Here is a 19313-nt window from a genome sequence, read left to right as displayed (position 1 = left end):
GTGGAGTGGTGCGAGAAAGTCTACCTGCTGAACACATCTTCAGAACTCCAGCCGCTGCCCTTGCTCCGGAAATAGTAGCTGTAGGTGGAGCTTGTTGGCGTCGGTGAGTTGCTGTTTGATGGCGGCTTCATTGCCGGGCGAAGGCTTGAGATGGGTGATGACCACCGGCAGCCCCCGCAAAGCCGCTGGGCCGGTCAACTGACTTAGCACCTGCATTTCCTGCATGAGCAGCGCCGGGGTGAGGTGACCAAACAGTTGTTTTACTGGCTGAGAATTCGGGTAGGAAGCTTCGATGAAGATGGCCTTGAGCTGGCGGGCTTTAACCAAGGGCTGCACGGCCTGCCACACCGCGCGCAGATGCTGGCTTTGCTCCACTGCATCGGCACCGGTGTCGCCGAGGTAGAGCAGGTAGCTACGGCCGTTGCGCACCAGAAACGCCGCACTTTGGTAGGGTTGGCCGTGACTGAGCGCAAAGGCCTGCACCCGGAGCGGCGTGTTTTCAAGGGCCGTTTCCTGCTGAAGTGGCAATTCTCGCAGCTGGTATTTCTTCAGGGCCGGCGGGCTGCCCCCGTCGCCGAAGTTGGGCCAGGCCCGCCAGTTGAAGTAGTCATTCTGCAAGGTGGCCAGGCAGCTTGGCAAGCCATAAATACTTTTCGGTGTGTCGTCGGGGGCCCCTAGCAGCAGGCCGGCTACGTGGTCGAGGTGGGCATGGGAAATGAGGTAGGCTCGAATCTGAGTGCGCACTACCTCGCCGGCTGGAATGGAAAACACCCGGTTGCTGATGGCTTTTTCTACGCCGCTGTACACTGTTCCGGCATCCAGGCAGACGTAGGCACTCGAGCCGGCCGCTGCCACCAGGTAGGCCGAAAGGTTGTTCTCCTGCAAACCACCTTTTACGCCTAACGGTACCACAGTGAAGCTGGATTGGGCAAAGCTCGAGTAGCTTAGCAGTAGTGCCAATAGCGGTAACAAGTAGCGGCTCATAGCTTGGTTCATCTCATTGGTTTGTGGAACTCACAAAGGCTATAGAGGCTTTTGATTATTCCACTCACTTACCCCCATTTCAAACCGCACTTCTCCGCTTGTCGTCCGCCCAGTGTCCTGCCAGCCTTGACGGTGATAAAACTCTTCGGCGCGGGTGCCGGGAGCCGTGCTGAGCCAAACGGTTTCGGAGGTTTGGGCAAAGTACCAGTCTAGCATCAGCTCATGCAGCTTTTTACCAATGCCCAGCCCGGCAAACTCCGGCTGCACGAATAGGGCCCAGATACTGTGGCCCAGCAAGTCGGCAATTCCGAAGCCTACGATGGTCCCGTTGACCTCACATGCCCAGCCTTTGCCATGCCGGGTAAGGTAGTCCACGTAATCCGGGCCCGTAACTAGTTTAGGGTCGGATAAGCGGTTTTCCTGCATGGCCAGGCGCACCACCGTGAGTTGGGGAATATCTGCTACCTGGGCCTCGCGAAACAACATAGGGTGGGCATTCATAGGGCGTTAGCGCAGCGTGCCAATAGTCTGGCACGGCTGAAATTATCTATTTCGGCGGCAATCCGTTGATGCAAGGAAAGTAACCTGGACCGTTGAGCTAGGGTTACGGCCACAGCTATGCAGCACAACCACCCTGAACTCCTCTTCCAGCGTGAGCACTTAATCCGGCAGCTTACCGCGCAACCACTCTGGGACTTACTTATAATTGGCGGCGGGGCCACGGGCCTGGGCATCGCCCTGGATGGCGCCAGCCGGGGCTATAAAACCCTGCTGCTGGAGCAAGTTGATTATGCCAAGGGCACCAGCAGCCGCAGCACCAAGCTGGTGCATGGCGGGGTGCGCTACCTCGCGCAGGGCGACGTAGGCCTGGTGCGCGAGGCCCTGTATGAGCGCGGCCTGCTCCTGAAAAACGCGCCCCACCTCGTCAAGAACCAGAACTTTATCATCCCAAACTACAGCTGGTGGGGCGGTCCGTTTTATACCATTGGGCTGAAAATGTACGACTTGCTGGCCGGGGAGCTTAGCCTAGGCGCCTCAAGACACCTGAGCAAAAATGAAACCCTGCTGCGCCTGGGCAACCTGAAAGCTGTCGGCCTGCGCGGGGGCGTACTGTACCATGATGGGCAGTTCGACGATGCCCGCTTGGCTGTCAACCTGGCGCAAACGGCCATTGAGCAAGGTGCGGTTCTGCTTAACTACTGCGGGGTGCAGGGGTTGCTAAAGGATGCGCACGGCCAGATAATAGGCGTGCAGGCTACCGACCACGAAACCGGCACTACCTATGCGCTGCGGGCGAAAACCGTGGTGAATGCTACCGGCGTTTTTGTGGATGACATCCGGCAAATGGACCAGCCCGGTGGCCGCAAGCTGGTGCGGCCCAGCCAGGGCGTACACATTGTGGTCGACAACTCGTTTCTGCCCGGCAATGATGCCCTCATGATTCCGAAAACCGAGGACGGCCGCGTGCTATTTGCGGTGCCCTGGCACGGCCGCGTGGTACTGGGCACTACCGATACTCCCCTCCACGAACATAGCCTAGAGCCCCAGGCCCTGGAAGAGGAAATCGACTTCATTTTGCGTACTACGGCCCAGTACCTCACCCGCGCGCCCCAACGGAGCGACGCGCTGAGCATCTTCGCGGGGCTGCGGCCCCTGGCGGCTCCGCAGAGTGGGTCTGAAAAGACCAAGGAGATTTCGCGCAGCCACAAAATTCTGGTTTCCCCGGCTGGCCTCCTAACCATTACGGGCGGCAAATGGACTACCTACCGCCGCATGGCCCAAGACACCGTCGATAAAGTTATTGCACTTGGCAAGCTCGGTCCGGCCCCCAGCCAAACCGCCCACCTTGCCCTTCACGGCGCCCAGCCTACCCCGACTGGAGCAGCCACCTCTCCGTTTACGGCTCCGACCTACCGGCTCTGCAGCAACTCATTGCTCACCGGCCCGAACTTGGTCAGAAGCTAGATGAAAACCTGGAGTTTGTGTGGGCGGAGGTGGTGTGGGCCGCCCGCTACGAAATGGCTCGCACCGTAGAAGACGTACTGGCTCGGCGGGTTCGGGTGCTGTTTCTGGATGCCCGCGCCGCCCTGCGCATGGCCCCCACGGTAGCGGCACTGCTGGGCCAGGAGCTAGGAAAAGACCAGCAGTGGCAACAGCAGCAAGTAGCGGCTTTTACCGCAGTAGCGCAGCAGTACGTACTAAAAGACGCACCGGCAACAGCGCCAGCAACGGCTACCTGACTCAGTAACTCCTCAAGGCCGCTCTGCTGGTGCTGGCGTCCGCGGACCTCAAGCACTTCTACCTTACAGGGGCACCTAAGTAGAGCTCCTTAGCCTTAGCTGAAATTGTAGGGGTAGCCAATGGCCTGCAGGTCAGCTTCCAGCTGCGACCGGTCTTCCAGCGGGTCTATCAGCTCTTGTACCAGTTCCCGGGTCAGGGGCTCGTGCTGGTAGATGCGGGCTACGGTAGCTTCATCAATCGGGTCCCGGTCGGTTTCATCAATGAAATACTCGTTGGCCCATTCCGTGTAGGTAGCGGGCTGGCCATCGAAGATGAAGAGCAGCTCTTCCGAACCGTCGTCCTCACTTTCCACTACCCCCGTTTGCCAGCCGTGCGCGGGCGTGTACCACAGGCAAAAGGTAGTGCCAATGGAATTTACCGGCTCGCCGAAAATAAACTCATCGAAAGCCTCCGGGAGCCCGCGCGTTACCTGGGCCTTGTCGGGCTGGTCGTACCCCTCCAGGTAGCCGTTGATGCAGCAGCCTTCCGGCCGAAACAGCACCAGCATTTGGTCGCCCTCACCGTCGCTCATCTCGAAAAGCGCCTCGTTTTCATCCCAGTTAGGATTGTAGGTGTAGTAGCGGTACTCTAGATCCTGGGAATTGACGGCGTCCAGCACGGCTAATGATTGGCACAGGCGCTGCAACGCGGCAGCATCGGGTAGGGCAGTATAGTTGAGGGTGGAAATCATGGCGAGCTATACGTTAGAGGGAAGACAAGTCAGACGAGTCAATGGAAGTTATTCCTTCGCCGGGCCTGGGGGTAGCAACTGGTGGTCTGGGCTCTGGTTTTGGGGTAGGGTACGCAGATAATGCTGACCGAAGGTGGCAGCGGCGGCTACTAAGGGTAGCGCGGCCTCGCCCGTGGGCGTTAGGGCGTACTCCACGCGGGGCGGCACCTCGCCGTAGTTACGCCGGCTAAGCAAGTCAGCATCCGTGAGCAGACGCAGCTCCTGCACCAGCATTTTTTCGCTGATACCCGGCAGCAGGCGCTTCAACTCGCCAAAACGTAGGGGCCCGCCGCTCAGTTGGTGCAGCACCAGCAGGCGCCATTTGCCGCCTACCAGTTCCAAGGTAGTCCGGATGGGACAGCGCGGGGTGATGGATACGGGCAAAGGCGTCATTTCTTACCTGAAGGTTAGTACCAGCCATGGCAACCAGTACCCCGAAGCTACGGTTCTTTGCCTGAAACATGCTGTTTTTGCGCTTATGAAACGTATTGCCCTCTTTGGCGGCTCCGGCCTCACCGGCCAGCAATTCTTACCTCTGGCCCTGGCCCAGGGCTACTCGGTGCGCGCCCTGGCCCGCAACCCGGCTAGCATCCCGCAACAATCCGCGCAGCTGGAAGTAATTCCCGGCGACGTGCTCAACGCCGCCGACGTGGCGCGCACCCTGCAGGGCACTGATGTGGTCGTGAGTTTATTTGGACAGGTGAAAAACTCGCCCAAAGACGTGCAGACGCGCGGTACAGCTAATATCGTTGCCGCCATGCAAGAGCAGGGCATCCGGCGTATCATCAGCCTTTCGGGCGGGGGCCTCCCCTACCCCGCCGATCAGCCCAAGCTAGCCGACAAGCTCATTCGGGGCATCATGCGCCTGGCCGTACCTCACGTACTAACCGACGCCCAGGGCCACGCCGACGTGTTGCAAGCCAGCGGCTTAGACTGGGAAGTGATACGAGCCCCCCGCCTGACTACCGGACCCGCCCGCGGCCAGTACCGCGTAGGTTGGGTAGGCGTAAACGCCAGCACCAGCATCAGTCGCGCCGATTTGGCCGACTTCATCCTCAAGCAAGTAGAAAGCGAGGAATTCGTGGGCCAAATGCCCTTCGTGAGTTACTAGACTTGATCTGCACAGCCGTTCTAACGGTTTCCCGTCCGACATTTAGCGGCAGCCTAGTAGGTCTTAATCATGTCGGTGGGCACGACAAGCACGAAATCTGCTTTCTGCGCATTATCCGGGTCCAGCCGGCTTAACTGCTCCTGCGAAACAGTGCTGATGGTCAGCACTTTCAGCTTAGGGTTTTGCTGGCGCAGGTAGGCCAGAATGCCGTCGTGGTTGTCGGAGTGGTAGGCGCCGTTAAGGTGGAGCAGCAAGTGGCCTTCGGGGCGGGCCTGGTTGAGGAAGTAAGCCATGGTGGCATCCTTTAGCGCCTGGGCCTGAATAATATGCTGCACCCCTGCCGCGTGGGCAGCGTCGCCCCGAACATCTTCGCCATGTTTTTATAGCCGGGCAGTTCGTAGTCTACCGTTAGGGGTAGCGGCGCGAGCCAGGCTTTTTCCGCGGCAGGTAACTCGCTTAGGCTTGCCAGGCTGCCTTTTGCTACCTGAGAGGCGTAGCGGCGCGGTACATTGGTACCTACCACCCGAAATTTCTGCTGCTTAGCCAGTTGCAGCAAGGGCTTGTAGTCGGTACTGTAGTTGGGCCAGGGGCGGCTTTGCTCCTCAAAGGCCTGGTCCGATAACTCACCCGTTGTGTACTGATCGACCAGGGGCTGCACGTCGCGCTCAAACATCTCCAGGCCCAGCACCAATTGGCCCTGCCGCAGGCGCAAAAGGTCTTTGGTAACTTGTAGCTCCAGCCAGTGGGCCAGGGGGTCGTTGTGCTGCTCTCCGAAAAACACCACATCGGCAGCGGCCAGCTCTTTAAGCATTTTGTCGTAGGTGGCAGCCTTGCCAGCGGCCGTGAACAGCCGATACGCGGGTTTGTCGTCGGCGCGCAAGGGTAGACTCAACAGCAGGGCAAGGAGTAGTAAGAGCAAGTAGTTTCGCTTCATATAAAGGGTAGGCCGCCGGAAAACTACCAGGCAAGATAACCGAAAGCCCCGGCGGCTGTCTGTAAACAGCTACCGGGGCCCTGGTTGTTCACGTTACACGGGGCGTTTATCCCTTATAGAACATCCACTTCGACAGTTCTCCGTAGGTTACTTTCTTGCCGTACATCAGAATGCCGACGCGGTAAATGCGGGCCGCCACCCACGTGGTAAGCACGAAGCCGGCTACTAGCAGCGCCCCGGAAAGCAGCAGCTGCCACATCGGAACGCCAAAGGGCAGGCGCATGACCATGGCAATGGGCGAGGTCAGCGGAATCATGGACAGCCAGAAGGCAAGCGGGCCGTTCGGGTCCCCGTTGATGATGACATTGATGCTTACGATGTAGCTCAGAATCAACGGAATTGTAATCGGGAACATGAACTGCTGGGAATCGGTCTGGTCATCGACGGCGGCCCCGATGGAGGCAAACAGCGCCGAATACAGCAAGTAGCCGCCCAGAAAGAAGAAGAGGAAGCCGCCAATAATAGTGCCCACGGGCAGGCCGCTCAGAAAGCCCCAGGGGCTGGCGGTAGCCGCGGGGGCTACAGTGGCGGCATCATCTGAGGTGGCCGTAGCGGCGGCCGGAGCCTTGTCGTAGGTAGTAGCCTGCTGCATGCCTGTTACGGCCGCTGCGGGCGGCGACTTCACATTGGACTTCATCAGCAAGGGAGCCGCCAGGGTAGTTAGGCCCCAGGACAGCACCATCCAGAGGGCAAACTGCGTGAGCACCACGGCAGCAATACCCAGAATCTTGCCCATCATCAGCTGGAAGGGCTTCACCGAGGAAATCATTACCTCCATAATGCGGCTCGACTTCTCCTCCCCTACCCCGCGCATCACCTGCACGCCATAGATGAAAATGAACATGTACACCAGAATGGAAAGGAAGTAGGCGGCGGCGGTGGTAGTGCCCACGTTGTTTTTGCGCCCGCCCTGCTGGGTCAGGTCCACGGCGTCCAGTTCCACCTTGGCCTTAAGGTTGTCGATGGTGGTCTGGTTGAGGCCGGAGCGGCTCAGTTTCAGCTCACCCACGGCCTTTTCCACGGCTTTCCGGATTTTGCTCTGCCGATTCAGGCTCACGTTGCCATTGGCCAGCAGCTGAATGCCCGTGCTATTGTCCAGCGTAAAGCTCGGCGGGAAGTACAGCAGGGCGTCTTGCTTGGGCTTAGCTTTTTTGAAAGCTGCCGTGGCCGCCGCCAGGTTAGTACCAGTGGCCGGCACAAAGCGCACTTCCTCCGTGGCCGTCAGGTGCTGGAGCATCTGCTGGGCACTGTCGTCGCGTACGGCTACCACCTGCGTTTCTGAGGAGCCCGAGAATTTGGCGATGCCCACCAGGCTGGCCGCCAGCAGCAACGGCGCCAGCAACGACATGATGAGGAAGCTTTTCTTGCGCACCCGGGTTAGGTATTCGCGCTGAATGATAAGCCAGATTTTATCCATGAGAAGGAAGCCGTAATCGTGCGTTCAAGTTGATGGGAGGTTGCAGGGGTAGGACGCTAAGCAGAAACTGGTTCCACTAGGCTTTCGGGCATGGTTTCGCGCACCCGCCGGATGAAGATGTCGTTGATGCTCGGAATCAGCTCCCGGAAGGCATGTACCTCCACGTTGCTGATCAGGTAGCGCAGCAAATCGTTGGGCGTGGTACCCGCGTGCAGCCGAATTCGGTCGTAGAAGTGGCCGTTTTCGCGCTCCTTGTGCTCTAGCACTTCAAAATCGGGGTGCATTACCATCAGGCGGCCCTTGCCTTCTACCTCGTAGGTCTGGGTTTTGAATTGGTCTTTGATGGCACCCACGGGTCCGTCGAGCACTTTGTGGCTGCGGTTAATTAGGGCAATACTGTCGCACATCTCCTCCACCGACTCCATGCGGTGCGTTGAGAAGATGATGGTAGCGCCCCGCTCCCGCAAATCCAGAATTTCGTCTTTGATGAGGTTGGCATTGATGGGGTCGAAGCCCGAAAATGGCTCATCCAGAATAATCAGGCTGGGTTCGTGCAGCACGGTAGCAATAAACTGCACTTTCTGCTGCATGCCCTTGGAGAGGTCCTCCACGTTTTTCTCGGCCCAGGGCTTGATGTCGAAGCGCGTCAGCCAAGCCTTGATGCGTTCCGTGGCGTCGGCTCGGCTCATGCCACGTAGGCGGGCCAGGTAGAGCAGTTGCTCGCCTACCTTCATTTTCTTGTAGAGGCCGCGCTCCTCGGGCAGGTAGCCAATTTCGGCAATGTGGGCGGGCTTGAGCCGCTCACCTCGGAACCGAATTTCGCCTTCGTCAGCGGCCGTTATCTGGGTAATAATGCGGATAAGCGACGTTTTGCCGGCTCCGTTAGGGCCAAGCAGGCCGAAGATGCTGCGCTCCGGAATATCGAGGCTGACACCGTCGAGGGCAACGTGCTGGGCGTAGGCTTTGCGCACGTTCAGGGCTTGAAGAATAGGTTGCACGGCAGGTGAATTGGTTAGGTGGCAGCAATGTAGAATTTTTACTATGCTCGGAATCTGGTATTTCAACCAACCGGCTGCTTTACTCCCCAACTCCCGCAGGGCCGCTTCCAGCCGGTCGAGATGCTGGCCGTAGAGTCCGTATAGGTAGCGTTTAGCCAACCAGCGCATAAGCAGGAAGGCTCCGTACCCAAGTATAGCATAGAATACCACCGATGCACCAAAAATCACCACCATTTTTCGGTTGGTGGCCATTTCCCGTGCTAACCCTACCAGGGAGAAACTCATAGGGGTACCCAATGAAATTACCAGTGACCACAAGGATGAACGCAAAGAGAGACGCAGTACCTCGCGCACACGTTGAAGCTGGTGCGTTAATTGGTCACGCACCGATGCTTCCGCCGTTCTCATGTCCCCTAGTCCTTTCAGCAAATAGCGGTGGTAAGACACAATACTGACCACGCATAGAAGAATCATCCACCCCATCACTAAGCGGTCAACCAGCCTTTCGGCGTACAGGAAACCGGTGATGCCTGCGACCAAGATTAGAATGCTAAAGCCAATTTCCAGCCTCGCGTTGCGCAGCATAGTGGCCACGGAGCTTCGGGAAGCCTGCTTGAGCAGCTGAGTCAGGGCAGCCGCCTCCAGGGCGCCTGGTTGCTCCGTAGCCACGGGCTGCTGCTGCCACTTCCGGCGAAAATCATCGAGTTCCATTAGGCAAGCTGGGTTAGCAGGTGGCGAAGCTTCTCCTGGATGCGGTGCATCTTAACCCGCACATTGTTCTGGGTGATGCCGAGGATGTCGGCCATTTCCTCATAGGTGCGCTCTTCCAGATACAGCAGTACAAAGGCCTTTTCCACGTCTGAAAGCCGGGCAATGGCCCGGTGCAGCAACCCCAGGTCGTCGGCATCGGGGCCCGAGTCCGGCGCCGCAGTTACCTCGGCCAGCATCGAGCCAAGGCGCTGGGACGTGGGCTGACGGGTGCGCTGGCGCAGGTCCGAAATGGCTATGTTCAGGGCAATGCGGTAGAGCCAGGTGCTGAACGAGGCTCGGGCCTCGTAGCGAGGGTAGGCCCGCCACAACTGCAGCACCATTTCCTGGTACAGATCCTGCCGGTCGTCGGCATCGGGGCAGTACATCCGGCAGATGCGCAGCAGCAGGGGCTGATGGGCATTGATGTGAGCCAGGAAGGATGCGGAAACAGCGGAAACAACCACGAGACCAGGCCAAGATTTAACTACACTGCATTAGTCGCCCATTGTGGCTTTGCATTACAGCCTAACCTAAAATTATTTTCCACGCCGGGGCTCACGCTGGTTCCGTTTGCCCTTTTTTTTCTACCCCTTATCCTCCTGCTCTAACTTCCCGCTACGCAAAAAGCCCGCTTTCCTCCGAGGAAAGCGGGCTTTTAGAAATAATAACTCGTACCGGCTTACTGGAAGTACTCCTTTACTTTCTCAAAGAAGCCTTTGTCGTTTTTGCCGGGGTTGGGGGTGAAGTTGCGCGAATCACGCAATTTTTCCAGCAGCTCGCGCTCCTCGCCCGTCACGTTTTTCGGCGTCCAAACGTTGAGGTGGATGAGCTGGTCGCCGCGGCCGTAACCGTTGATGTCCTTGATGCCTTTGCCGCGTAGGCGCAGGATTTTGCCGGGCTGGGTGCCGGGGTCTACCTTAATCTTGACCTTGCCTTCAATGGTCGGCACCTCAATGCTGGCGCCCAGCGAGGCATCCACGAACGAGATATACTGCTCGAACATGATGTTGTTGCCGTCGCGCTTGAGTAGCTCGTGCGGCTCCTCCTCAATCTGAATGAGCAGGTCGCCGGGTACGCCGCCGCGCTCGGGGTAGTTGCCTTTGCCGTTCATGCTCAGCTGCATGCCCTCGGCTACGCCCGCCGGAATGTTGATCGGGATAACCTCCTCGTGCAACTGCCGGCCTTCGCCGTGGCACACATCACACTTGCTGGTTACTACCTTGCCCTCACCCTCGCAGGTAGGACAGGTAGAGGCGCTAACCATCTGGCCGAGCATGGTTTGCACCACGCGCTTTACCTGACCCTGGCCGTTGCAAGTGCCGCAGGTTTTTAGGTCGGTGCCGTTTTTGGCGCCGGTGCCCGAGCAGGTGTTGCAGGCCACGTAGCGCTTCACCTTGATTTTCTTCTCGACGCCGTTGGCTACCTCTTCCAGGTCCAGCTTCAGCTTGATGCGCAGGTTGGAGCCCTTGCGCACGCGCCGGCCGCCTTGCTGGCCGCGGCCACCGCCCCCAAAGAAGCCCTCGAAGCCGCCGCCCCCGAAAATGTCGCCGAACTGGGAGAAAATGTCCTCCATATTCGGGCCACCCCGTTACCGCCGCCGGCCTGGTGGCCAAATCGGTCGTAGCGGGCGCGCTTCTGCTCATCGCTCAGAATCTCGTACGCCTCAGCAGCTTCCTTGAACTTGTCTTCGGCGGTGGGGTCGTCGGGGTTTTTATCGGGATGATACTTGATGGCCACCTTGCGGTAGGCCTTCTTAATCTCGTCGCCCGAAGCGTTTTTGGCTACGCCCAGCACCTCGTAATAATCTCGCTTCGTTGCCATGATCTTACTATACTTGGCTGTCAGGCAGAGGCGCAGCCGAAGCATCTCGCGTGCTGACGTATGGAGTTACTGTGTTAACGATGCCACGCGAGATGCTTCGGTCACTCGCTTGATGCGCGACATGCCTCTGCATGACGTTCTGGTTTTTCTACTGGCCCAGTACCACTTTGGCGTGACGAATTACCTTGTCGCCGAGGTAGTAACCTTTCTCCACTTCATCTACAATCTTGCCCTTCAGGTCTTCCGAGGGAGCCGGAATCTGGGTAATGGCCTCGTGCAAATCAGGGTCAAAGGCGCCACCTTTGGCTTCCATCGGGGCCAAGCCCTTCTGGTTCAGAGTCTTCTGGAGCTTGTTATGAATGATGTCGATGCTTTCCCGCACCGTGCCGGCATCCTCAGTATCCTTGGTGTGGTGGCGGGCCCGGTCAAAGTCATCCAGCACGGGCAGCAACGCCACCATCAGCTCCTGGTTCGCCGTTTTGAACAGGTCGGCGCGCTCCTTAGTGGTGCGGCGCTTGTAGTTCTCGAACTCTGCCGCTAGGCGCAAGTACTTATCTTTCAAATCAGCCAACTCAGCATCCGTCTTCGAGCCAGTCGTGGCGGTAGTGGCACCTTCTACTTCCCCAACCTCGGGGGCAGTGGGCTCTTCCGTCAACTCGCCGGCTACGTGGTCGGCGGCAGCGTCCGTCTGGCCGAATTGGGATTCGTTGGATTGGGGGTTTTATCGTCAGCCATTTTCGCTTGGAATCGTCGGAATGGGTTGAATCGGGAAGACATACAGCCGGGTTCGGGCACAAGGAACCTGCCAAACCCTACTTGGCTGTCATTGTGGCACTGAAACTTCAGTTGCCGGGTAGTTAGTTCAGCCGTCTTGGCGGACCAGGATGTGCCGGCCTACTTTTCGGCGTGCAGGGCCTGCCAGATCATATCCTTCAGGGGCTGGATATTCTTGTTGGTCAGGCTGGAAATGAAGATGGTGGGCAAGTCGGTGGGTAGCGTTTCCCGGATTTCCGTTTCTAACTCCTCATCCAGCATGTCGGATTTGGTAATGGCCAGCAGGCGCTTCTTGTCCAGCAGCTCCGGATTAAACTGCTCTAACTCACTAAGCAGCACTTGATATTCGGCATTTATATCCGGCGAGTCGCAGCTGATCATAAACAGCAGAATGGAGTTCCGCTCTACGTGGCGCAGGAAGCGGTGCCCCAGGCCCCTACCCTCCGCAGCCCCCTCAATGATGCCCGGAATATCCGCCATCACAAACGACTTATAGTCGCGGTAGGCTACTACCCCAAGTTGGGCGTGAGGGTGGTGAAGGCGTAGTCGGCAATCTTAGGCTTGGCCGCCGATACTACCGAGAGCAAGGTGCTTTTGCCGGCATTCGGAAAGCCCACCAGGCCCACGTCGGCCAGCAGTTTCAGCTCCAGCACTACCCATTCGTCAATGCCGGGCTCACCGGGCTGGGCATACTGGGGTGCTTGGTTGGTAGCAGATTTGAAGTGGTCGTTGCCGAGGCCGCCGCGGCCGCCGGGCGTCAGAATCAGGCGCTGGCCGTGCTCCGTAATTTCCAGCTTTTTCTCGCCGGTTTCAGCATCGCGGGCAATAGTGCCCAGTGGCACCTGAATAATGATGTCGTCGCCCTGAGCGCCGGTGCGCAGGTTTTCGCCGCCGTTTTCGCCGGCCTGGGCAATCAGGTGCTTTTGATACTGCAGGTGCAGCAAGGTCCAGAGCTGAGAGTTACCCTCCAGGATGATGTGGCCCCCGCGGCCCCCGTCGCCGCCGTCGGGCCCGCCGTTGGGCAAGCCTTTGGCGCGAAAGAAATGGTGCGAACCTGCCCCACCCCGCCCCGAACGGCAATTTATTTTTACGTAGTCGATGAAGTTATTAGAAGCCACTTGTTGAATAAAGAATGAAGAAGTAGGAATGAAGAACGAACATTCTTCCTCGTTCCTGCCTCTGCGGTGGGGTAGTAAAACAACTGTCATCCTAAGCGTAGCAAAGGACCTTATTCCGGAGGCACGAGTCGTAAAACGAACATCGCCCTAAGGGGATAAGGTCCTTTGCTTGAGCTCAGGATGACAGATGATTCTGCCGCTACCGATGGGGTAGCAGCCGCAAAGTTACGCTTTTACTTCGTCGGTAGCCTGTCGGCTGCTTTCCGTAGTGGCGGGCTGGTGCTTGTCGAGAATAGCACAGATCTGGCCGAAGATGTCATCAATGGCGCCGATGCCGTTTAGGGAGTGGAATTTCTGCTGCTCGGCGTAGTAGCCGGCTACCTGGGCGGTTTCGGTGTTGTACACCGTCACGCGCTTGCGAATTTTCTCCTCGTTCTGGTCGTCGGGGCGGCCCGAGGTTTTGCCCCGCTCCAGCAGGCGCTTCACTAACTCCTCCTCCGCTACCTCTAGTGCCACCATGCACGACACGCCGGTATCGTGCTGGGCCAGCAGTTGGTCGAGGCTGGCGGCTTGAGGCACGGTGCGCGGAAAACCATCGAAAATAAAGCCCGCGGCCTGTTTATTGTCGCTGAGGGCACTGTTGATCATGCCAATTACCACCTCATCGGGTACCAACAGGCCTTCGTCCATGAGCTTTTTGGCGCGCAGGCCAAGCTCCGTGCCCTGCGTAATCTGGGCGCGGAGCAGGTCGCCGGTGGAGAGGTGAACCAGATTATAGCGGGCAATAAGCTTCTGGCTTTGCGTTCCTTTGCCGGCACCGGGCGGGCCGAAGAGCACGAGATTCAGCATGAGTAGCGGGGAGTTACGCGGGGGAAGGAGAAAACGGGTGGTTTTGGAAATATAAGCAACGAATGGGAAAGCCTCTACGCAGGTCAGCGAATTTTAGCTGGCCCCAGGCGCAGGACTCTTCCTACACGGCTTTGTACACATCAGGGTAATTACGGCCCAGTCCGTCGTAATCGAGGCCGTAGCCCACAATAAAATCGTTGGGAATGCTCAGGCCTACGTAGCGAATTGGCAGCTCGTGCTGCAGGCATTCGGGCTTCAGAAACAGGGTAGCTACCTCCAAGGAAGCCGGCTGCTTTTCGGCCAGCGTGTCGAGCAGCATGCGCATGGTGTGACCGGTATCCACAATATCCTCCAGGATAACCACGTGGCGGCCAGCTAGCTCTTCGGTGAGGCCCAGCACTTCCTTCACCTCGCCAGTGCTGCTAGTGCCCTGGTAGGAGGCCACCCGGATGAAGCTCACCTCACAGGGCAGCGTTATTTCCTTGAGCAAATCGGCGGCAAACATAAAGGAGCCGTTGAGCACGGCCACGAACAGGGGCGTTTGGCCGTGGTAGTCGTGGTTGAGACGAGCGGCTACCTGCTGGATGGCACTGGCTAGCTGAGCGGCCGACAGGTAGGGCTCAAACTGCTTGTTATGCAGCGAAATATGGTCCGGGGTCATCCGTTTGGGGTTGGGCCGTAGGTGAGCGGGCGAGCAAAGGTAGCAGAAAAAAGCCGCCCTCCCGGGGAAGGAAGGCGGCTTTCGTGCCTATCTGGTTTCGGCAAGTTGCTGCCGGTAGCTCCTCGCAGCTCACCGCATACGGTTGAGCAGCAGCTGGGCGGTAGCAAGCGCAGCTTCGAGGCTGCTCTTCCTGAACTGGTGCTCGGCCGTGCGTGCTGGCGCCGTAGTTAGGGCGCGCTCGGGGGCAGCAATGTGGGGCGCAATAACCAGGGAAACGATGCTCATGAGCTTGATGAGGATGTTCATGCTGGGGCCAGAAGTGTCTTTGAACGGGTCGCCCACGGTGTCGCCCGTCACGGACGCTTTGTGCGCGTCGGAGCCTTTGTACTCCATCTTGCCGTCAATCATTACGCCTTTTTCAAACGACTTCTTGGCGTTGTCCCAGGCGCCGCCGGCGTTGCTTTGGAACATGGCCATCAGCACGCCCGATACCGTAACGCCGGCCAGCGTGCCACCCAGCACCTCGGGACCAAACGTGAAACCTACTAGCACCGGTACTACCAGCGCAATAGCTCCCGGCAGCATCATCTCCCGAATAGCGGCTTGAGTGGAAATAGCCACGCATTTCTCGTATTCCGGGCGGCCGGTGCCTTCCATGATGCCCGGAATTTCCCGAAACTGCCGCCGCACTTCCTGCACCATGGCCATGGCCGCGCGCCCCACCGCCGAAATAGCCAAGGCCGAAAAGATGAAGGGAATCATGGCCCCCACGAACAGGCCGCCCAGCACTCGGGCGTTACTGATGTCGATGGAGTTGATGTTGGCCGTGCCCATAAACGCGGCAAACAAGGCCAGAGAAGTCAGGGCCGCCGAAGCAATAGCAAAGCCTTTGCCCGTAGCGGCCGTGGTGTTGCCCACGGCATCCAGAATATCGGTCCGCTCGCGCACTTCCTTGGGTAGCTCGCTCATTTCGGCAATGCCGCCGGCGTTATCGGCAATGGGCCCGAAGGCATCAATGGCCAGCTGCATGGCGGTGGTGGCCATCATGCCAGCGGCGGCAATGGCTACCCCGTAGAGACCCGCGCACTCGAAACTCAGGATGATGCCGGCCGCCAGCACAATAATGGGCAGCACGGTGCTTTCCATGCCCACAGCCAGGCCGCCAATTACGGTAGTAGCGTGTCCCGTGCTGCTCTGACGCACAATGCTTAGTACGGGCCGCTTGCCCATGGCCGTGTAGTACTCCGTGATAATGCTCATTAGGGTACCAACTACCAGCCCCACCAGCACGGCATAAAACACGTCCATCGAGTCGAAAGTGGTACCCGAATGGTCAGATCCTCGGTGGGTAGCATCCAGCGGATGATAAAGTAAGAAGCTACTGCCGACGCAATGACCGATACGTAGTTACCCAGGTTCAGAGCGCTCTGCACGTTGCCGCCTTCTTTCACCCGCACCATCAGAATGCCGATGAGGGAGGCGATAATGCCCATGCCGGCAATTACCATGGGAAGCAGAATGGGCGAAAGACCCTCAAACTGGTCGCCGCGGGCCACTACCTCCCGGCCCAGCACCATGGTAGCCAGAATGGTAGCTACATAGGAGCCGAATAAGTCGGCGCCCATGCCGGCCACGTCGCCCACATTGTCGCCCACGTTGTCGGCAATGGTGGCGGGGTTGCGGGGGTCGTCTTCCGGGATGCCGGCCTCTACTTTGCCTACCAAGTCAGCGCCTACGTCGGCTGCTTTGGTGTAGATGCCACCGCCTACCCGGGCAAAGAGGGCAATACTTTCGGCCCCGAGCGAGAAGCCCGTCAGCACCTCCAGGGCCCGTTCCATGTGCACGTCGTTGGCCGTGCCGCCAGCATTCACCACGAAGATTTTGTAAAACACCAAAAACAACGAACCCAACCCCAGCACGGCCAGCCCGGCCACGCCCATACCCATTACCGAGCCGCCGGAAAACGACACGTTTAGGGCCCGGCTCAGGGAGGTACGGGCGGCCTGGGCCGTGCGCACGTTGGCCTTGGTGGCAATCTTCATCCCAATAAAGCCCGCCAGCGCCGAAAACACGGCCCCGATAATGAAGGCTATTACAATGATGGGACTCGACTTTTCGCCGGTGCTGCCCAGGTAAAACAAACAAGCTGAAGCAATAAGCCCAAAAATGGCTAGCACGCGGTACTCGGCCCGGAGGAAGGCAATGGCGCCGTCGGCAATGTAGCCGGCAATGGTGCGCATCCGCTCGTCGCCGGCATCCTGCCGACTCACCCAACCCGAACGCAACCACGTGTATACTAAAGCCAGCACCCCAGAGCCGGCACTACGTACAGAATGTTCATCATAAGCGGTGGGAATAGGTTAAGGTGGTTGGGAAAGAGAAAGGTGAGAAAGAACGATTGGTGGGGTAAAATAGAATTTATTAGCTAATAGTCAAGCAGTAAGCTGTAGCAGTGCCGACGCCATAGTACAAAAGCCGGGCGGCCAACGCGCAAGATTCACGCATTGACCGCCCGGCTTTCTCCGGTTCTTGAGCTTGAGTTCTGACTAGAGCTTGCGCATCAGTTCCTGGTACAGAGCTAGCATGCTTTCAATGTCCGTTTTGGCCACGATTTCGTTGGGGAGTGCACGTTATCTTCGGGCGCCCCACAAAGCACCAATCCCAGGGTTGGGCGCTGAGCTGCAGTTCCTTGGCATCGGAGCCTCCGCTGGCTTCTACCTCTAGTTGATGCGCAATACCAGCTTCTCGGGCGATGCGCCGGATGCGCTCCACGTAGCTGCGGCGCGGAATCAGGGAGTCGCGCAGGGAAATAGCCACGCCTTGGCCCGGCCGAACCCCTTCCGTCACCCACGTAATGTCAGAAATTAGGGCCTGTCGCACGCCGTAGGTTTCGTAGATGTGGCGGGCCAGGTACGCCACAGAGCCCCCGCCGTGCTCTTCCCAACACGAGAAAGCCACGATGCCATCCTGCAAGGTTTCGCACAGACGCAGGGCGTTCCAGACTCCCAACCGATTGTCGAGGTAGCAGCTTTGCACGGTGGTTTCGGTTTCCCGAAAATCACACCGGAAGGTCAGCTCTGTGCCGCGCTCAATCTCGCGGTGAAAATCGTAGCTCAGGCCCCCGTTTCCTCGTTCACCTGCAACGTGCACTCAATCTCACCCTGCGCGTCGCGGCCCACTAGGCGGTACCCGGTTTCAGCGTCGGGGCCACCGATGCGCACTAACTGCTGGCCGTAGCGCACAGTAAAGCCTATACTATCAAGATGGGCAAAAACCGCCGTGCGGGGCTTTCCAAATATAAGAATAATGCAATCTTGGAACTCACCGCCTGCTACTACGGTTGACAGGGTGCGCCAATTGGCTTGGTGCTGCTGTATGTACCGGAGCAAGAATTCTGTTAGAGGAGCTTCATTACCAGAAGGGGCCGCTATCTGGCACAGGGCTTGTAAAAGCTGCATATGGTGTATCTTATTTGTCCAAAACTAGGCCAAATGTTCTACTTTAGCTGTTGCAATGCATAGTATGGGACATTTGTTCAGTCGTGTTTGAAGCCGCAATTCGTTATTCTTATGTTTAAACGACTCCAATTTGTCCTGTTGCTGCTCCTGCCCCTAGTGGGGCTGGCTCAGCAACCCGACACGGCCCGCCCGCCCCTTCTTCAGGACTCATTGCGGCAGGTTCAATTGGAAAACGTAGATGTTGCTCCCGGTGCCATTGACACCAAAGGATGGCTCCTGCTTGATAAAGACATTCAGACGGAGCTAGAAGGAGCCGTTTTCAACCTCTACAACTTCAAGTACGACAAGGCCGAGCGGCAATTTCGCAGCTTACGCCGCCGCTACCCCAACCACCCCATGCCCTACTTTTTGCTGGGGCTGAGTACGTGGTGGAAGATTATGCCGGCGGGTATCCAAACTACGCAGTACGACAAGCTTTTCTTTGCCTACATGGATACGGCCATCACCAAGGGTGAGGCCCTGTACAAGGCGGATAACAGAAATTACGAGGCGTGCTTTTTTCTGGCGGCGGGCTATGGTTTTGATGCCCGCCTGCACGCTGAGCGTCATGACTGGCGCAAAGCCACGGTAGGCGCCAAGCGTGCCCTGGACTACCTCGATAAAAGCAAGGAAGCCAATGGCCTAAGCCCAGAGTTTCTGTTCGGACAGGCCCTCTTCAACTACTACGCCGTCTGGATTCCTGATAATTATCCGCTACTCAAGCCCGTGCTGCTGTTTTTTCCCAAGGGCAACAAGCAGTTGGGGTTGCAGCAGCTGCGCAACGTAGCCGACAACGGGTTTTACGTGGGCCCGGAAGCCCGGGTGTTTCTGATGCGCATTCTTATCAACGAGGAGGACAAGCCGGAACAGGCCATGCCCATTGCTCGCTACCTAGCCACCACCTACCCCGATAACGGCTACCTCCAGCGCATTTATGCCAACGCCTGCTTTCGGCAGGGCGAGTTCCGGGAGTGCGAGCGGGTAAGTCGGGACATGCTGGACAAACTGAACCGGGGCCTGCCGGGCTACGAAGCCAACAGCGGCCGCTACGCCACGTACTTTCTGGGCTACTTGATGCAGAATCGCTACAAGGACTTAGCTAAGGCTAAAGAGTATTACCAGCGCTGCATCGTATTCGCCGAAACCAATGGCGAAACCAAATATGGATTCTACGTTTTTGCTAACCTGGCTCTGGCCCGCCTCGCTGATCGAGGCAAAGATGTAACGGCCGCCCGGCGCTATTACAGCGTAGTTCTTGATAAATCCGACCATAGTTCGGAACAATACAAGGAGGCCAAAACGTACCTTAAGACGAAACGGAAGTAGGGA

18 protein-coding genes and 3 pseudogenes are annotated in these 19313 nt (G+C 58.1%); 4 read left to right on the top strand and 17 right to left on the bottom strand.

Annotated elements, in window-relative coordinates:
* Positions 1-39: 39 nt before the first annotated feature.
* Positions 40-912, bottom strand: a complete 873-nt coding sequence (locus tag MUN84_RS16640) for an MBL fold metallo-hydrolase (protein ID WP_244695145.1) — start codon at positions 910-912, stop codon at positions 40-42.
* Positions 913-1023: 111 nt separating this feature from the next.
* Complete coding sequence (locus tag MUN84_RS16635) at positions 1024-1470, bottom strand: GNAT family N-acetyltransferase (protein ID WP_244695144.1); 447 nt, start codon at positions 1468-1470, stop codon at positions 1024-1026.
* A 132-nt stretch (positions 1471-1602) separates the two neighbouring features.
* Between MUN84_RS16635 and MUN84_RS16630 the strand changes: the two genes are divergently transcribed.
* Together MUN84_RS16630 and MUN84_RS24070 are read left to right on the top strand one after the other, a co-directional pair.
* Positions 1603-2949, top strand: a complete 1347-nt coding sequence (locus MUN84_RS16630; protein WP_317238987.1) for a glycerol-3-phosphate dehydrogenase/oxidase — start codon at positions 1603-1605, stop codon at positions 2947-2949.
* Entirely contained in the window at positions 2904-3224 is a 321-nt protein-coding gene (locus MUN84_RS24070; RefSeq protein WP_317239225.1) for a glycerol-3-phosphate dehydrogenase C-terminal domain-containing protein, read from the top strand. Before MUN84_RS16630 ends, MUN84_RS24070 begins: the two co-directional genes overlap by 46 nt.
* Positions 3225-3319: 95 nt before the next feature.
* Here the strand turns inward: MUN84_RS24070 and MUN84_RS16625 are convergent, their stop codons facing one another.
* Both MUN84_RS16625 and MUN84_RS16620 read right to left on the bottom strand, forming a co-directional pair.
* Positions 3320-3955, bottom strand: coding sequence for a hypothetical protein (locus MUN84_RS16625; protein WP_244695143.1), 636 nt, complete (start codon positions 3953-3955; stop codon positions 3320-3322).
* 48 nt (positions 3956-4003) lie between these two features.
* A complete protein-coding gene (locus tag MUN84_RS16620) occupies positions 4004-4387 on the bottom strand; it encodes a winged helix-turn-helix transcriptional regulator (RefSeq protein ID WP_244695142.1) in 384 nt (127 codons plus the stop codon).
* An 85-nt stretch (positions 4388-4472) separates the two neighbouring features.
* Between MUN84_RS16620 and MUN84_RS16615 the strand changes: the two genes are divergently transcribed.
* A complete protein-coding gene (locus tag MUN84_RS16615; protein WP_244695141.1) occupies positions 4473-5105 on the top strand; it encodes an NAD(P)-dependent oxidoreductase in 633 nt (210 codons plus the stop codon).
* A gap of 53 nt (positions 5106-5158) precedes the next feature.
* Here the strand turns inward: MUN84_RS16615 and MUN84_RS23130 are convergent, their stop codons facing one another.
* The 13 genes and pseudogenes from MUN84_RS23130 to MUN84_RS24060 all read right to left on the bottom strand — a co-directional run bounded on the left by MUN84_RS23130 (position 5159) and on the right by MUN84_RS24060 (position 17729).
* Positions 5159-5440 (bottom strand): ChaN family lipoprotein, encoded by a 282-nt coding sequence (locus MUN84_RS23130; RefSeq protein ID WP_262920553.1) that lies wholly within the window; start codon positions 5438-5440, stop codon positions 5159-5161.
* Positions 5410-5997, bottom strand: coding sequence for a ChaN family lipoprotein (locus MUN84_RS23125; RefSeq protein ID WP_262920552.1), 588 nt, complete (start codon positions 5995-5997; stop codon positions 5410-5412). The genes MUN84_RS23130 and MUN84_RS23125 overlap by 31 nt, the downstream gene beginning before the upstream one ends.
* Before the next feature lie 148 nt (positions 5998-6145).
* A complete protein-coding gene (locus MUN84_RS16605; RefSeq protein WP_244695140.1) occupies positions 6146-7516 on the bottom strand; it encodes an ABC transporter permease in 1371 nt (456 codons plus the stop codon).
* A 56-nt stretch (positions 7517-7572) separates the two neighbouring features.
* Positions 7573-8514 carry an ABC transporter ATP-binding protein gene (locus tag MUN84_RS16600; RefSeq protein ID WP_244698966.1) on the bottom strand — a complete coding sequence of 314 codons (942 nt, stop codon included), beginning with the start codon at positions 8512-8514 and terminating at the stop codon, positions 7573-7575.
* A 710-nt stretch (positions 8515-9224) separates the two neighbouring features.
* Positions 9225-9728: an RNA polymerase sigma factor gene (locus tag MUN84_RS16595; RefSeq protein ID WP_244695139.1), complete on the bottom strand. Its 504-nt coding sequence runs from the start codon at positions 9726-9728 to the stop codon at positions 9225-9227.
* A 215-nt stretch (positions 9729-9943) separates the two neighbouring features.
* A pseudogene (gene dnaJ / locus MUN84_RS16590) lies at positions 9944-11085 on the bottom strand (molecular chaperone DnaJ).
* Between the two features lie 148 nt (positions 11086-11233).
* Positions 11234-11740, bottom strand: coding sequence for a nucleotide exchange factor GrpE (locus tag MUN84_RS16585; protein WP_244695138.1), 507 nt, complete (start codon positions 11738-11740; stop codon positions 11234-11236).
* Positions 11741-11979: 239 nt separating this feature from the next.
* Positions 11980-12977 (bottom strand): annotated as a pseudogene (obgE, locus tag MUN84_RS16580) (GTPase ObgE).
* 225 nt (positions 12978-13202) lie between these two features.
* On the bottom strand, positions 13203-13826 hold the full coding sequence (locus MUN84_RS16575; protein WP_244695137.1) for an adenylate kinase: 624 nt from the start codon (positions 13824-13826) through the stop codon (positions 13203-13205).
* Between the two features lie 121 nt (positions 13827-13947).
* Positions 13948-14487: a hypoxanthine phosphoribosyltransferase gene (gene hpt, locus MUN84_RS16570; RefSeq protein WP_244695136.1), complete on the bottom strand. Its 540-nt coding sequence runs from the start codon at positions 14485-14487 to the stop codon at positions 13948-13950.
* A 129-nt stretch (positions 14488-14616) separates the two neighbouring features.
* A pseudogene (locus tag MUN84_RS16565) lies at positions 14617-16831 on the bottom strand (sodium-translocating pyrophosphatase).
* 245 nt (positions 16832-17076) lie between these two features.
* A complete protein-coding gene (locus MUN84_RS24065; protein WP_317238986.1) occupies positions 17077-17637 on the bottom strand; it encodes a hypothetical protein in 561 nt (186 codons plus the stop codon).
* Entirely contained in the window at positions 17601-17729 is a 129-nt protein-coding gene (locus tag MUN84_RS24060) for a hypothetical protein (RefSeq protein WP_317238985.1), read from the bottom strand. The genes MUN84_RS24065 and MUN84_RS24060 overlap by 37 nt, the downstream gene beginning before the upstream one ends.
* Before the next feature lie 327 nt (positions 17730-18056).
* Here MUN84_RS24060 and MUN84_RS16555 point away from each other — a divergent pair, with 327 nt between their 5' ends.
* Entirely contained in the window at positions 18057-19310 is a 1254-nt protein-coding gene (locus MUN84_RS16555; protein WP_244695135.1) for a tol-pal system protein YbgF, read from the top strand.
* Positions 19311-19313: the final 3 nt, after the last annotated feature.

Source organism: Hymenobacter sp. 5516J-16, assembly GCF_022919335.1.
GTDB classification, from domain to species: Bacteria; Bacteroidota; Bacteroidia; order Cytophagales; family Hymenobacteraceae; genus Hymenobacter; species Hymenobacter sublimis.
This window is presented reverse-complemented; position numbering and strand designations above follow the sequence as displayed.